Origin of the sequence: Pseudomonas sp. TWI923 (genome assembly GCF_039673365.1) — a bacterium.
Taxonomy (GTDB): domain Bacteria; phylum Pseudomonadota; class Gammaproteobacteria; order Pseudomonadales; family Pseudomonadaceae; genus Aquipseudomonas; species Aquipseudomonas sichuanensis.
In genome coordinates this window covers 1-14,201 of the sequence record NZ_JBDJLM010000053.1, presented here as the reverse complement: position 1 = coordinate 14,201, position 14,201 = coordinate 1, and the positions used below count along the sequence as shown (strand labels likewise).

Sequence of the window (14,201 nt, the reverse complement as noted above, 5' to 3'; positions counted from 1 at the left end):
TGAGGCAACCTGACAACCGCCAAAAACGAAAAAAGCGACCTGAAGGTCGCTTTTTTGTTGTTCCGAGCTGTTCAAGGGGCTCAGAACTGAAGATGGCGCAGCGGACGGGACTCGAACCCGCGACCCCCGGCGTGACAGGCCGGTATTCTAACCGACTGAACTACCGCTGCGTATCGCCCGGGCTTTCACCCGATTGAAACTGGGATCCAGGCTTTCAAGCGTCTTGGACGCGAAAGCCAGGCACAAAAAAAGCGATGCGAGATCGCCTTTTTTGTTTTGCTTCGAACTGTTCAAGGAGTTCAAAACACAAGATGGCGCAGCGGACGGGACTCGAACCCGCGACCCCCGGCGTGACAGGCCGGTATTCTAACCGACTGAACTACCGCTGCGTATCGTTCAGGTTTGCACCTGATTGAAACTGGGATCAGCCTCAGGCATATTTGCCTTCGACTTCAGACCGGTGCCAGGCACCCATCTGATACTGAAAAATGGCGCGGCGGACGGGACTCGAACCCGCGACCCCCGGCGTGACAGGCCGGTATTCTAACCGACTGAACTACCGCCGCGCAGTGTGGACTTGCGTCCTGTTCCTCTCTGACTTTCAGCTTCGTTAGAAGCATCCTGTACCAGAAACATTCTCAGGAAGTGGTGGGTGATGACGGGATCGAACCGCCGACCCTCTGCTTGTAAGGCAGATGCTCTCCCGGCTGAGCTAATCACCCCCGCGATGTTGCTTGTTGCGTTTGCTTCGCTGAGGCCGCGAAATTTACGCAGGTACCGATGCTAAGTCAATAGCCCCATTGAATTTTTTTTAAAAAAGATGAAAAAGCAGCTGCTAGCTTGAAGCTGCAAGCGGCAAGAAAAAAGCACGTCGCCTGCACACCCCTTTGAAACCCTGAAAACAACGAAAGGACCTCGCGGTCCCTTCTTGCAGCTTGAAGCTAATAGCTTGTCGCTCAGGTGTAGATCATCTTGCGGGTCATGCCGCCATCGACCACGAATTCCTGGCCGGTGACGAACCCTGCCTGGCGCGACAGCAACCATGCCACCAAGGCCGCCACGTCCTCCACCGTCCCTACCCTGCCCGCCGGATGCTGGGCATGGTCGGCCTCAGTCAAGGGCTCGGCTCGACGCTGCGACGGGTCACGGGCATCGATCCAGCCGGGGCTGACGGCATTGACGCGGATTTCCGGCCCCAGGCTCATCGCCAGGGCGTGGGTCAGTGCCATCAGCCCGCCTTTACTTGCCGCGTAGGCTTCCGTATCCGGCTCGGACTGCCGGGCACGGGTAGAGGTCAGGTTGACGATGGCACCGCCATGGGCGCGCAGGTACGGTGCGCAATGCTTGGCCAGCAGCATCGGACCATTGAGGTTGACCGCCAGCACACGATTCCACTGGCTGAGCGACAGGCTTTCCAGCGTCTGGTTGTGCGGATTGGCGATGGCCGCATTGCTCACCAGCGCATCCAGCCGGCCGAACTGCCCGAGCACTTCGGACACCCCGGCACTGACCTGGGCTTCGTCTGCAACATCCATGCTGATGAACCAGGCATTGTCGCCCAGCGCTTTAGCCACCCGGGTGCCACGCTGGCGGTCCAGGTCACTGAGGACGACTTGCCAACCTTCGCAGATCAGCCAGGCGGCGATGCCCAGGCCAATGCCGCGCGCGGCACCGGTGACCAGGGCCACCCGGCCGTTATGGCCAGGCTCGCCACCCTTCCAGTCGATCACAGCGCCGCCAGACCGCGGGCAAGATCGGCTTGCAGGTCGGCCACATCTTCCAGGCCGACGGCGACGCGGATCAGGCTGTCACGGATGCCCGCCGCTTCACGCTCCTGCGCCGACAAGCGGCCGTGGGAGGTGGTGGCCGGGTGGGCAATGGTGGTCTTGCTGTCGCCCAGGTTGGTGGTGATCGAAATCACCCGAGTAGCATCGATGAAGCGCCAAGCGCCCTCTTTGCCACCCTTGACCTCGAAGCTGACCACCGCGCCGAAACCGCTCATCTGGCGCTTGGCCAGCTCATGCTGCGGATGGCTCGGTAGCCCGGCGTAGTGCACCTTCTCCACACCGTCCTGCTGTTCGAGCCACTCGGCCAGGCGCTGGGCGCTCTCGCAATGGGCACGCATGCGCAGCTTGAGCGTCTCCAGGCCCTTGGTGAAGATCCAGGCATTGAACGGGCTGAGAGTCGGGCCGGCGGTACGCAGGAAGCCCACCACTTCTTTCATCTGTTCGCTGCGCCCGGCAACCACGCCGCCCATGCAACGGCCCTGGCCGTCGATGAACTTGGTGGCCGAATGGAACACGATGTCGGCGCCAAGCTTGAGCGGTTGCTGCAAGGCCGGAGTGCTGAAGCAGTTGTCCACCACCAGCATGGCACCACGGGCATGGGCGATCTCGGCCAGCGCGGTGATGTCCACCAGCTCGGCCAGCGGGTTGGACGGCGACTCGACGATCAACAGCTTGGTGTTGGCCTTGATGGCCTTCTCCCAACCGTTCAGATCGACCAGCGGCACATAGTCCACCTGCAAGCCAAAGCGCTTGAAGTACTTCTCGAACAGGCTGATGGTCGAGCCGAACACGCTCTGCGACACCAGCACGTGGTCGCCGGCACTGCACAGCGACATCACCACGGCGAGGATCGCCGCCATGCCGGTGGAAGTACCCACGGCCTGTTCCGCGCCTTCCATTGCCGCCAGGCGCTCTTCGAAGGCGCGTACGGACGGGTTGGTGTAGCGCGAATAGACGTTGCCCGGCGTCTCGCCGGCAAAACGCGCGGCGGCGTCGGCGGCCGTGCGGAAGACATAGCTGGAGGTCAGGAACAGCGCTTCGCTGTGCTCGCCCTCCGGTGTGCGGTGCTGACCGGCGCGAACCGCCAGGGTGTCGAAACCGACACCCTCGAGGTCACTGTCCAGTCGCCCGGCATCCCATTGATCCGTCATGCCGTCGCTCCCAAAGTCAGTTGTTGTACAGGTCGATGATCGCGCTGACTGCCTGGGTCTTCACCTTGGCCAGGTCGTTACGGGCCTGCTCGATGCGCTCGAGGTAGGCGTCGTCGATGTCGCCGGTGACGTACTCACCGTTGAACACCGCGCAATCGAAGTGCTCGATCTTGATCTTGCCGCCACCGACCGATTCGATCAGGTCCGGCAGGTCCTGGTAAATCAGCCAGTCGGCGCCGATCAACTCGGCCACCTGTTCGGTGGTACGGTTGTGGGCGATCAGTTCGTGAGCGCTCGGCATGTCGATGCCGTAGACGTTGGGGTAGCGCACCGCAGGTGCCGCGGAGCAGAAGTAGACGTTCTTGGCGCCGGCTTCGCGAGCCATCTGGATGATCTGCTTGCAGGTGGTGCCGCGCACGATCGAGTCGTCCACCAGCATCACGTTCTTGCCGCGGAACTCCAGCTCGATGGCGTTGAGCTTCTGGCGCACCGATTTCTTGCGCGCAGCCTGGCCGGGCATGATGAAGGTACGGCCGATGTAGCGGTTCTTGACGAAGCCTTCGCGGAACTTCACGCCCAGGTGGTTGGCCAGCTCCAGCGCGGCGGTGCGGCTGGTGTCCGGGATCGGGATGACCACGTCGATGTCATGGTCCGGGCGCTCGCGCTGGATCTTCTCGGCCAGTTTCTCGCCCATGCGCAGGCGCGCCTTGTACACCGAGACGCCGTCGATGATCGAGTCCGGGCGGGCCAGGTAGACGTGCTCGAAGATGCACGGCTGCAGCTTGGGGTTGTTCGCGCACTGCTGGGTGAACAGTTGGCCTTCTTCGGTGATGTACACCGCTTCGCCTGGCGCCAGGTCACGGATCAGGGTGAAGCCGAGCACGTCGAGCGCGACGCTTTCCGAGGCGATCATGTATTCGACGCCTTCGTCGGTGTGACGCTGGCCGAACACCACCGGACGGATGCCGTTGGGGTCACGGAAACCGACGATGCCGTAGCCGGTGATCATCGCCACCACCGCGTAACCGCCGACGCAGCGGCTGTGCACGTGGGACACCGCGGCGAACACGTCTTCCTGGGTAGGCTGCAGCTTGCCGCGCACCGCCAGCTCATGGGCGAACACGTTCAGCAGCACTTCGGAGTCGGAGTTGGTGTTGACGTGACGCAGGTCGGACTCGTAGATCTCCTTGGCCAGCTGCTCGACGTTGGTCAGGTTGCCGTTGTGCGCCAGGGTGATGCCGTACGGCGAGTTGACATAGAACGGCTGGGCCTCGGCCGAGGTGGAGCTGCCGGCGGTCGGGTAACGCACATGACCGATACCGATGCTGCCGACCAGGCGCTGCATGTGGCGCTGCTGGAAGACGTCGCGCACCAGGCCATTATCCTTGCGCAGGAACAACCGGCCGTCATGGCTGGTCACGATACCGGCAGCGTCCTGGCCGCGGTGCTGGAGGACCGTAAGCGCGTCATACAGCGCCTGATTGACGTTCGACTTACCGACGATACCGACGATGCCACACATGCGACGCAACCCCTACTTTGATGAAACTTGAGTGAATAGCGCTCAGGGCTTTGCAGGCCCGAGCAGCTGTTCCTTGAACGGAAGGTCAACGGGTGCGCTGACCCCACTGGACATCCACTGGCCGGTGAACCCGAGAATCAGGTTTTTCGACCAGTCGGCTACCAATAGAAATTGTGGTATCAGGCGTGATTCCTGCCACCACGGATCCTGTTGTACCGGCCCCAGGCTGAGCAGCCCGACAGCCACCACCACCAGCAAGGCCCCACGCGCGGCGCCGAAGGCCGTGCCGAGGAAGCGATCGGTGCCGGACAACCCGGTCACGCGAATCAGCTCGCCGATGAGGAAGTTGAGCATTGCCCCCACCAGCAAGGTGGCGACGAAAAGAATGGCGCAGCCGGCGATGGTGCGCATCGAGGGCGTCTGGATGTAGCTTTCGAGATAGACCGAGAGCGAGCCACCGAACATCCAGGCCAGCGCCCCGGCGACAATCCAGATGACCAGAGACAGAGCTTCCTTGACGAAGCCGCGCTTAAGACTGATCAGTGAGGAAACGGCGATGATCGCGATGATCGCCCAATCAACCCAGGTAAATGCCACGGTGCTGCCTGCCGACGTTTGAGGCGGCGCATTTTACCAGAGCGGAGGGCTTGGGGTAAGCGGAATGTCAGGTGTTTGAAGGGCTGCAGGCTGACTCCAGGGACAGCTTTGCGCCTTGCCGTTCGGGCCGTAGTGCCTGCCGAGGCCCTATCGCCACACAATGAACTTGTACGCCCTCTGTAGGAGCGGCCTTGTGCCGCGAAAGGGCTGCGCAGCAGCCCCGGCGATTTTTGTTGCGTAGCTGAAAACTGGGGCCGCTTCGCGACCCTTTCGCGACACAAGGCCGCTCCTACAATGCACTCACAAGCCCTTCAGGGCTTGCCCCGCGATGGTTTCAGCCGCGCTCCGGCTGGAAGCGCACCAGAATCCCCTTGAGATTCTGCTGGCGATTGATCACGTCACGCACGCGCTCGGCCTCGGCGCGCTCGATCAACGGCCCCACATACACCCTGTTCATACCACCGGCCGAACGGATGTAGGCGTTGTAGCCCTGGCTACGCAGGGTGTTCTGCAGCTTTTCGGCACCGGCGCGGTTGGACAGGCTGGCCAGCTGGATCGACCAGCTCACCGGCAGGCCGTTGACGTCGATCTTGCCTGGCGTGGCCGGCTTGCTCGCCGCCGCCGTGACTGCCGGGGCAGGTGCCGACGCAGGCGCTGGACGGGTTTCAACCTTTGGCGTCGGCACCGGCGTCTGCGGCTTGGGCGCAACAGCTACCTGGGCCTGAGGCGCTGGCGCGATAGGCTGGCTTGGCGTGGTCGCTGGCGCCGTCGATTCATCGATCACCACCGGCGCTGGATCAACCTGCTCCGGCAATGGTTGCGGCTCCGGCACCTGCACCGGCTCGACCTGCACCTGAGGCAGGCTCGGCATGGCTGGCGCCTGGGGCGCCTCGACGCGCACCTGACGCATCTCGTCCTCGCGGGTGAACAGCATCGGCAGGAAGATCACCGCCAGCGCCACCAGCACCAGCGCACCGACCATGCGCTGCTTCATCCCTTTATCCAGCACTGCCATCTACTCCATCCTCTGGGGCCTGCCGTTCAAGCCAGGCCAGGGCCTCGCCGACGCAGAAAAACGAACCGAACAGCAGGATCTGGTCATCCGCCGTCGCCTGGGCGCACTGCCCTTCCAGGGCAGCATCGACGCTGGGGTGAGACTTCACTGTCGCACCGAGGTTCGTCAAGGCCTTGGCCAGTTCCTCAGCCGGGCGGCTGCGCGGCGTATCCAGCGGCGCCACTGCCCAATGCCCGACCAATCCCTGCAAAGGCTCGATTACGCCCTGCAGATCCTTGTCGGCCAACAGACCGAAAACAGCCAGGCGCCGACCCTTCGGCGGGCGGGCCGCCAGGCGACGCGCCAAATACTCGGCCGCATGCGGGTTGTGGCCCACATCCAGCAGCAACTCAACGCGCTTGCCCTTGAATACCAGCGAGCGCCGATCCAGCCGACCGGTGATACGGGTGTCCAGCAGCGCCTGCTTAACCAGTGCCTCATCCCACGGCAGGCCCATCAGCGCAAAAGCCTGCAGGGCCAGCGCTGCGTTCTCCATGGGCAGGTCGAGCAACGGCAGGTCGCGCAACTCAAGCTGCGTTCCATCGGCCTTGCTGCCGCGCCAATGCCAGTGGTCGTCGGTACTGGCCAGGTCGAAGTCGCGCCCGCGCAGGAACAACGGGCAAGCCAGCTCGCTCGCTTTGTCCAACAAGGGTTGCGGCGGATCCAGGTCACCGCACAGGGCCGGTTTGCCCTGGCGGAAGATCCCGGCCTTCTCGAAGGCCACCAATTCGCGGGTGTTCCCCAGGTAGTCGACATGATCGACACCGATACTGGTGACCAGCGAAATGTCGGCATCCACCACATTGACCGTATCCAGCCGGCCGCCCAGGCCTACCTCGAGCACCACGGCATCCAGTTGCGACTGGCTGAACAGCCAGAACGCCGCCAGGGTACCCATCTCGAAATAGGTCAGCGAGGTATCGCCGCGTGCCGCCTCGACGGCGACAAAGGCTTCGCACAGCTGCTCATCGCTGGCTTCGACGCCATCGATGAGCACGCGCTCGTTGTAACGCAACAGGTGCGGTGAACTGTAAACCCCGACCTTGAGCCCCTGGGCGCGCAGCAGCGAGGCCACGAAAGCACAGGTGGAGCCTTTGCCGTTGGTGCCGGTGACCGTCACCACGCGAGGCGCCAGCTTGCCCAACTGCAGGCGCGCCAGCACCCGCTGGGAACGCTCCAGGCCCATGTCGATGGCCGTAGGGTGCAACTGTTCGAGGTAGGCGAGCCACTCGCCCAGGTTGCGCTGGCTCATCACGCTACCGCAGCCGCCTCACGGGCTTCTGCCGGGGTTGCCTGGCCGGTCATCTGGGCCAGCAGGCGGGCCAGGCGCGGACGCAACTGGTCACGGGAGATGATCAGGTCGATGGCGCCATGCTCCAGCAGGAACTCGCTGCGCTGGAAGCCTTCTGGCAGTTTCTCGCGCACGGTCTGCTCGATGACCCGCGGGCCGGCGAAACCGATCAGTGCCTTGGGCTCGCCGACGATCACGTCGCCGAGCATTGCCAGGCTGGCGGAAACACCGCCATAGACCGGGTCGGTCAGCACCGAAATGAACGGGATGCCTTCTTCACGCAGGCGCGCCAGCACCGCCGAGGTCTTGGCCATCTGCATCAGCGAGATCAGCGCTTCCTGCATGCGCGCACCACCGGAGGCGGAGAAGCACACCATCGGGCAACGGTTCTCCAGGGCGTAGTTGGCAGCGCGCACGAAGCGTTCGCCGACGATGGCACCCATCGAACCACCCATGAAGGAGAATTCGAAGGCGCTGACCACGATCGGCATGCCCATCAGGGTACCGCTCATGGAGATCAGTGCGTCTTTCTCGCCGGTCTGCTTCTGGGCAGCGGTCAGGCGGTCCTTGTACTTCTTGCCGTCACGGAACTTCAGGCGATCGACCGGTTCCAGGTCGGCACCCAGTTCGGCACGGCCGTCCTGGTCGAGGAAGATGTCGATGCGCGCACGTGCGCCGATGCGCATGTGGTGGTTGCACTTGGGGCAGACATCGAGGGTCTTTTCCAGCTCCGGACGGTAAAGCACGGCCTCGCAGGACGGGCACTTGTGCCACAGCCCTTCGGGCACCGAGCTCTTCTTCACCTCGGAACGCATGATCGAAGGGATCAGTTTGTCTACCAACCAGTTGCTCATGCTTTCTTTCTCCAGTAATGGCGGGCGGGAGGCATTGCCTGCCCCACCCTGCCCTTGAGCTCAAATTCTGCTTTGAAACGACGATGGGCCGGCCATGACTGCGCCATGTACCGCCCCACCTCCAATAATTACGCCGATGGCCTGAGCCGCTGCCTTGCAGGCGCGGCCTGGCAGCATCGGGCTGCGAAACCTATGGACGATGGCGCGCGGCCAGCCGTCACATCCACCATCACGCCTGGCGCACTGCCTGCATGAAGGCCTCGATCTTCACGGCATCCTTGATGCCCTTGGCCTGCTCCACGCCGCCACTGACATCCACCGCGTACGGGCGCACCTGGCGGATGGCCTCGGCGACATTATCGGCCGACAGGCCGCCAGCCAGGATGATCGGTTTGCTCAGGTGTTGCGGTATCAAAGACCAGTCGAACGCTTCGCCGGTTCCCCCCGGGATGCCGGGCACATAAGCGTCCAGCAGGATGCCGCGGGCGCCGGCGTAGTGCTTGCAGGCCGCCTCGAGGTCATCGCCGGGCCGTACACGCAGGGCCTTGATCCAGGGGCGATGGTAACCCTCGCAATCAGCCGGGCTCTCATCGCCGTGGAACTGTAGCAGGTCCAGTTGAACGACTTCGAGGATCTCGTTCAGCTCGCAGCGCGAGGCATTGACGAACAGGCCTACGGTCGTCACGAAGGGCGGCAAGGCCTCGACGATCGCCCGGGCCTTGCGTACGTCCACGGCACGCGGGCTTTTTTCATAGAACACCAGGCCGATGGCATCGGCGCCGGCCTCGACAGCGGCGAGGGCGTCCTCGATGCGGGTAATCCCGCAGATCTTGCTGCGAACCTTGCTCATGGACAGCGAACCTTGAGTGATCGATGAAAGCGCCGATGGTAGCAAATGACCTTTGCTCCGTCAGTCCAGCAACGCCTCGAAACCGGTGAGAAAGTGTGGGCCGATGTAACGCTGCGGCAGCTCGTACTCGGGCGGGTACTCCACCTTCACCAGGTACAGCCCATAAGGGTGCGCGGTCACCCCCGCCGCGCGGCGATCACGCCCCTCGAGCACCTCGCGAGCCCATTCCACCGGGCGTTCGCCGGTACCGATGGCCATCAGCACGCCGGCGATGTTGCGCACCATGTGATGGAGGAAGGCGGTGGCACGCACATCGATCACGATCATCTGGCCATGGCGGGTAACGCGCAGGTGATGGATGTGCTTGACCGGCGACTTGGCCTGGCACTGGCTGGCGCGGAAGGCGCTGAAGTCATGGGTGCCGAGCAGGTACTGTGCGGCTTCGGCCATGCGCGTGACATCCAGCGGCCGATGGTTCCAGGTCACTTCCTCGGCAAGGTGGGCCGGACGGATCGGGTCGTTGTAGATGACATAGCGGTAGCGCCGCGCATTGGCTTTGAAGCGGGCATGGAAATCCGCAGGCATTGGCCTGGACCAGACCACGCTGATGTCGTGGGGCAGGTTGAAGTTGGTGCCCAGGGTCCAGGCGCGTTCATCGCGCACGGCCTGGGTATCGAAATGCACGATCTGCCCGCAGCCATGCACCCCGGCGTCGGTGCGCCCGGCACAGATCACGCTGATCGGTTCATTGGCCACCTTCGACAGCGCCTGCTCGAGTGCTTGCTGGACGCTGGGCACACCACTGGCCTGGCGCTGCCAGCCGCGGTAGCGCGAACCTTTGTATTCCACGCCCAGGGCGATACGGGTGAAGCCTTCGGCCGCTGATTCGGCGGCGGCGTTGTCGATGATGTCCAAGAACGTGAAACCTGATGATGTAACAAAAAGGCAGGCAGTATAGCGGTAAACCGCATGCTGGCCGAAACGATCGCGGGGCAATCCCGCTCCCACGACAGCCCAGCAATGAGGGGCATGTGAGAGCGGGATTGCCCCGCGATCGTTTCAGCGATCAAACCAGGCGCGAGAGCATCTCGTTGGCTTCCTGGCGCTGGCCCTCATCGCCATCCTTGACCACTTCGTCGAGGATGTCGCGAGCGCCATCATGGTCACCCATGTCGATATAGGCACGCGCCAGGTCCAGCTTGGTGGCCACTTCGTCGGTACCGGAGAAGAAGTCGAAGTCCAGGTCATCCAGCGGTTCCGGCTCCTGGGCGGCGTCTTCGGCGGTGAAGCGTGGCGCATTGTCTGGCGCATCGAGGCTTTGCGACAGCTTGTCGAGCTCGGCGTTGACGTCGTCCAGCTCGGAAGCAAATTTCTGCGCCGCCGGCGAGTCGTCATCCAGCGACAGCGACAGGTCGAAGTCGTCCGGCAGCTCCAGTTCGGAAATCGGGTCGAACTCGGGCATGGCTTCGAAGGCCGCCAACTCGGCCGCCACATCCACCGCCGGCTCCTCGCTGCTGGCCGAGGCCTCTGGCTCACCCACATCAAGGTCAAAATCGGCCAGGTCATCGAGGGCCTGCGGCTGCTCCGGGGCCTGAGCCTGGGCTTGGGCCAACAGGGCTTCAAAATCATCGTCGGCATCGGTTTCGCTGACGGCAGGCGCAGCATCGGCCTGAGGCTGCGCGGCAGCCGACACCGCCTCTTCCAGCGCTGTCAGATCGAGAGGGTCTTCTTCCGGCAGGTCATCACCCAGGCTCAAGTCGAAGGCACTGTCCAGGTCGTCTTCAGCAACCGGGGCCGGTTCAGGCTCAGGCTCCGGGAAGGCCTCGGCAACGGCTTCGGGCTCCACTGCCGGCTCAGGCTCGGCTTCGACGGCAGCCGGCGCCGGGTCCTGCAACAGGTCCTGGACGTATTGTTCGTCCAGCTCGGCAGCCAGGGCTGCGGCACCAGCCGCCAGCGCCGCGACGCCGAGCATGGCCGGGAAGCGCTCCTTGAGCGAGGCGACTTCGGCCTGGTTCTGCTCGCCCGGCGCCAGCTTGCGCTCCTGGCCAGCAAAGGCATCCTGGTCACCCTGACGGGCATACACTTCCATCAGCTTCAGGCGCAGGTCATTGCGCTGCGGCTCGGAAGCGACGGCGGCTTCCAGCAGGTCGGCGGCATGGTTCAGGCGACCACGGGCCAGGCTCTCATCAACCTCGGCGAACAGCGCAGCGCGCGGGTCCACCGCGGGCGCGGCAGGCGTTGGCGCAGGTGCCGGCATCTCGGCAGCCGTTGCCGCAGCTGCCGAGGCGGCGACTACTGCAGGCGACAGAGTGACGCTGGGGGCCGAGACGTCCAGGCCGTCGAAGCTGTCCGGCGGCAGGTCCAGGTCCGGGGCACGGTCCCCCTCTTCAGACAGGGCGCGAGCCATGCGCAGGTGCTTTTCAGCTTCCTGCTGGGCTTTGCGCTTGCGCGCCAAAAGCAGCAGCAACAGCAACAGGGCGAGGAACGCCGAGCCGGCGATCAGCCCCAGAAGCAGCGGATTGCCCATCAGTTGATCGAGTGCGCCTTGCTCTTGGGCAGCAGGTGCTTCGCTGCTGGCCGGCGTGGTTTGCGGCGCGGTATCGACCGCAGCAGGTGCTGGCGCCACCACAGGTTCGGCGGGCGTCAACTGGGCGTTGAGGGCTGGCTGCGCGGGGGCAGGTTCGCCTGGCTGTGCCTGCGGTGCCGCACCTTGAGCTTCAAGGCGTGCCAGTTGGTCGTTCTTCAGTTCGATCAGCCGCTGCAGCTTGTCCAGTTGGCTCTGCAGATCGGCCATGCGGCTTTTGAGCTCGTCGTTGTCGCGACGGCTGGTGTCCAGGCTTTCCTGGGCCACGGCAAGCTTGTCGTTCAGTGCCTTGGCCTGGCCAGCGGCGCCTTTGCCGCCGGGGGCCACCAGGCGCAGGTTGTCGCCCTGGGCGATACGCGCCGGAGCCTCACCGGCCTGGCCACGGCGGGTGGCGTCCAGCTGGCGGGCGCGCGGCCCCAGGCGTCGGCCTTCACGCCAGGCGGCGTACTGCTCGGCCACTTCACGGTTGGCTTCGCCCTGGGCAATGCTCTGTACCTGCTGCTGATCGGGCAGGCGCAGCACCTGCCCGGTCTTGAGCTGGTTGATGTTGTTGCCGATGAACGCATCCGGGTTCAACGCCTGGATCGCCAGCATGGTCTGCTGGACCGAGCCGCCCTGGGTATTGCGCGCGGCAATCTGCCACAGCGTGTCACGGCGCTTGGTGGTGTAGCTGCCGGAGCTTTGCGCTGGGTTGATGTTGGCCTGGGACGGCTGGCTGCCCTGGGCCTTGGCCTGGTCGAGCAGCACGTTGTAGTCGCGCAGCAGACGCCCCTGCGGCCACATCACCTGGACCAGGAACTTGACCACCGGCTCCGGCAAGGCCTTGCTGGAGGTGACGCGCAACACGCTGCGGCCATTGGGGTTGATCACGGGGGTGAAGGTCAGGTCTTCGAGGTAGGTCGGGTAAGCCACCCCGGCCTTGGCGAACTCCTCCGGCGACGCCAGGCTTGGCGCCATCTCGGTTGCGGTGAGGTCGCGCACGTCGAGCAGTTCGATCTCGGCATCCAGTGGCTGGTTCTGTGCCGACTTCAGGGTCAGCTCCCCCAACCCCAAGGCATTCGCCACGCCGGACGACAGCGCCGAGGCTGCCGCGATGGCCAGTACCAGTTTGCGAATTCGAAGCATGAACTCTTCCCTTGTAAGAACCGTCCCAAAAACCCTGTTGTGGTGCAGGACAAAATTGCTGGTCAGTATCTTTTACGCCATGTGTTTAATCAACAATTGCGCCACCTGCACGGCGTTGAGTGCCGCGCCTTTGCGCACATTGTCGGTGGTCAGCCAGAGGTTGAGCTGTTCATCCTCATCTATCCCGTGACGTACACGACCAACATAGACCACGTCCTGGCCCACTGCGTCACCTACCGGGGTCGGATAATCGCCTGGCTCTACCAGTTCGATGCTCTCGGCCGCTTCGAGTGCGGTGTTCACAGCGCCCAGATCGACCGGGCGACGGCTCTGCACCGCCACACTGAAGCTATCGCCGAAAAACACCGGGACTTGAATGCAGGACACGGAAATCTTCAATTGCGGCAGGCCCAGCAGTTGGCGCAGCTCACTGACCAGGCGCCGCTCGACGGCGGTATGGCCCTGCTCGTCGGGTGCGCCGACCTGCGGCAACAGGTTGAAGGCCACCTGGCGGTCGAAGAAGCGCGGCTCCAGCGGGCGGGCGTTGAGCAGCTCGGCGGTTTGCCGGGCCAGCTCGCTGACCGCCTCCCTGCCCTGGGCCGAAACGGCCAGGCAAGCGTTGACCTGAACGCGCTCGATGTCGAGCAAGCCCTTGAGGGGCGCCAGCGCCACGGCCAGTGCCACTGCGCCTGCGCAGGGGCTGGTGATCAGGGCTGGTTGCGACAGGTCGGCGATGCGCTCGGCGTTGGCTTCCGGCACCAGCGCCACGGCCCCGTCCAGCACGCCGGACAGGTCGATCACGGTGCAGCCGGCTTGCTGTGCTTTGGGTGCGAAGCTACGGCTGACGGCGGGGCTGGCGGCGAAGAACACCAGTTTCACTTGCTTGAAGTCGAAGCTGTCCACTTCACGGACTTTGAGCTTCTTGCCGGCGAACATGACGCTGCTGCCCGCCGATTCCATGCTGGCCAGCAGGTGCAGGGTGGCCACCGGGAAGGACAGTTCCTCGAGGATCTGCACGAGGGTTTCACCGACTGCGCCGGTGGCGCCTACTACGGCGATATCTACAGGGGTGGTCATGGCTGGGGTTCCTTCTGTGTTCAGCGGGTACGGCGGGGAGCGGCACTTTACTTGGATTGTGGGGTGGGAGATAGGTTTGGCTTTGAGAGTGTGGGTTTTGATAGATGTATGCGCATTCATTTGCGATGTCGACGCTTAGTCACCTTTCCGCCCTTACGGCGGCCTACTTTTTTCTTGGAAAAAGTAGGCAAAACCGCCTGCTCCCATCATACGGCCCCTGCGCTACGCTCCGGGGCCCCTCGCTCCGGTGCCTTCCGGGCCCGCGCGGCCTACGACTTGCTGCGCAAGTCTACATCTCGCGCCTTCGGC

General features: G+C 63.9%; 11 protein-coding genes and 4 tRNA genes. All 15 read right to left on the bottom strand.

The genetic code is table 11. The annotated features are described in order from the left end of the window. Positions 1-93: 93 nt before the first annotated feature. Positions 94-170 (bottom strand) — tRNA-Asp (locus tag ABE459_RS18570). Between the two features lie 142 nt (positions 171-312). Continuing rightward, positions 313-389, bottom strand: a tRNA-Asp gene (locus ABE459_RS18565). A 100-nt stretch (positions 390-489) separates the two neighbouring features. Then, positions 490-566, bottom strand: a tRNA-Asp gene (locus tag ABE459_RS18560). A gap of 80 nt (positions 567-646) precedes the next feature. After that, positions 647-722, bottom strand: a tRNA-Val gene (locus ABE459_RS18555). A 234-nt stretch (positions 723-956) separates the two neighbouring features. Further along, positions 957-1,730: an SDR family oxidoreductase gene (locus ABE459_RS18550; RefSeq protein ID WP_258706029.1), complete on the bottom strand. Its 774-nt coding sequence runs from the start codon at positions 1,728-1,730 to the stop codon at positions 957-959. Further along, positions 1,727-2,938 (bottom strand): O-succinylhomoserine sulfhydrylase, encoded by a 1,212-nt coding sequence (locus ABE459_RS18545; RefSeq protein ID WP_323833473.1) that lies wholly within the window; start codon positions 2,936-2,938, stop codon positions 1,727-1,729. The genes ABE459_RS18550 and ABE459_RS18545 overlap by 4 nt, the downstream gene beginning before the upstream one ends. 16 nt (positions 2,939-2,954) lie before the next feature. Further along, complete coding sequence (gene purF, locus ABE459_RS18540; protein WP_110995844.1) at positions 2,955-4,460, bottom strand: amidophosphoribosyltransferase; 1,506 nt, start codon at positions 4,458-4,460, stop codon at positions 2,955-2,957. A 42-nt stretch (positions 4,461-4,502) separates the two neighbouring features. Next, on the bottom strand, positions 4,503-5,057 hold the full coding sequence (locus ABE459_RS18535; protein ID WP_125463266.1) for a CvpA family protein: 555 nt from the start codon (positions 5,055-5,057) through the stop codon (positions 4,503-4,505). A gap of 334 nt (positions 5,058-5,391) precedes the next feature. Further along, positions 5,392-6,072, bottom strand: a complete 681-nt coding sequence (locus tag ABE459_RS18530) for an SPOR domain-containing protein (protein WP_323833470.1) — start codon at positions 6,070-6,072, stop codon at positions 5,392-5,394. Next, the gene (folC, locus tag ABE459_RS18525) at positions 6,056-7,363 is read right to left on the bottom strand and encodes a bifunctional tetrahydrofolate synthase/dihydrofolate synthase (protein ID WP_258645642.1); all 1,308 of its coding nucleotides are present in this window, start codon (positions 7,361-7,363) and stop codon (positions 6,056-6,058) included. The genes ABE459_RS18530 and folC overlap by 17 nt, the downstream gene beginning before the upstream one ends. Further along, a complete protein-coding gene (accD, locus tag ABE459_RS18520; protein WP_125857917.1) occupies positions 7,363-8,256 on the bottom strand; it encodes an acetyl-CoA carboxylase, carboxyltransferase subunit beta in 894 nt (297 codons plus the stop codon). The genes folC and accD overlap by 1 nt, the downstream gene beginning before the upstream one ends. Before the next feature lie 229 nt (positions 8,257-8,485). Beyond that, entirely contained in the window at positions 8,486-9,106 is a 621-nt protein-coding gene (locus ABE459_RS18515) for a phosphoribosylanthranilate isomerase (RefSeq protein ID WP_125463261.1), read from the bottom strand. Positions 9,107-9,166: 60 nt separating this feature from the next. Beyond that, positions 9,167-10,021 carry a tRNA pseudouridine(38-40) synthase TruA gene (gene truA, locus ABE459_RS18510; RefSeq protein ID WP_125463260.1) on the bottom strand — a complete coding sequence of 285 codons (855 nt, stop codon included), beginning with the start codon at positions 10,019-10,021 and terminating at the stop codon, positions 9,167-9,169. A gap of 151 nt (positions 10,022-10,172) precedes the next feature. Next, entirely contained in the window at positions 10,173-12,815 is a 2,643-nt protein-coding gene (locus ABE459_RS18505; RefSeq protein ID WP_323833468.1) for a FimV/HubP family polar landmark protein, read from the bottom strand. A 72-nt stretch (positions 12,816-12,887) separates the two neighbouring features. Beyond that, positions 12,888-13,892 carry an aspartate-semialdehyde dehydrogenase gene (locus ABE459_RS18500; protein ID WP_323833466.1) on the bottom strand — a complete coding sequence of 335 codons (1,005 nt, stop codon included), beginning with the start codon at positions 13,890-13,892 and terminating at the stop codon, positions 12,888-12,890. Positions 13,893-14,201: the final 309 nt, after the last annotated feature.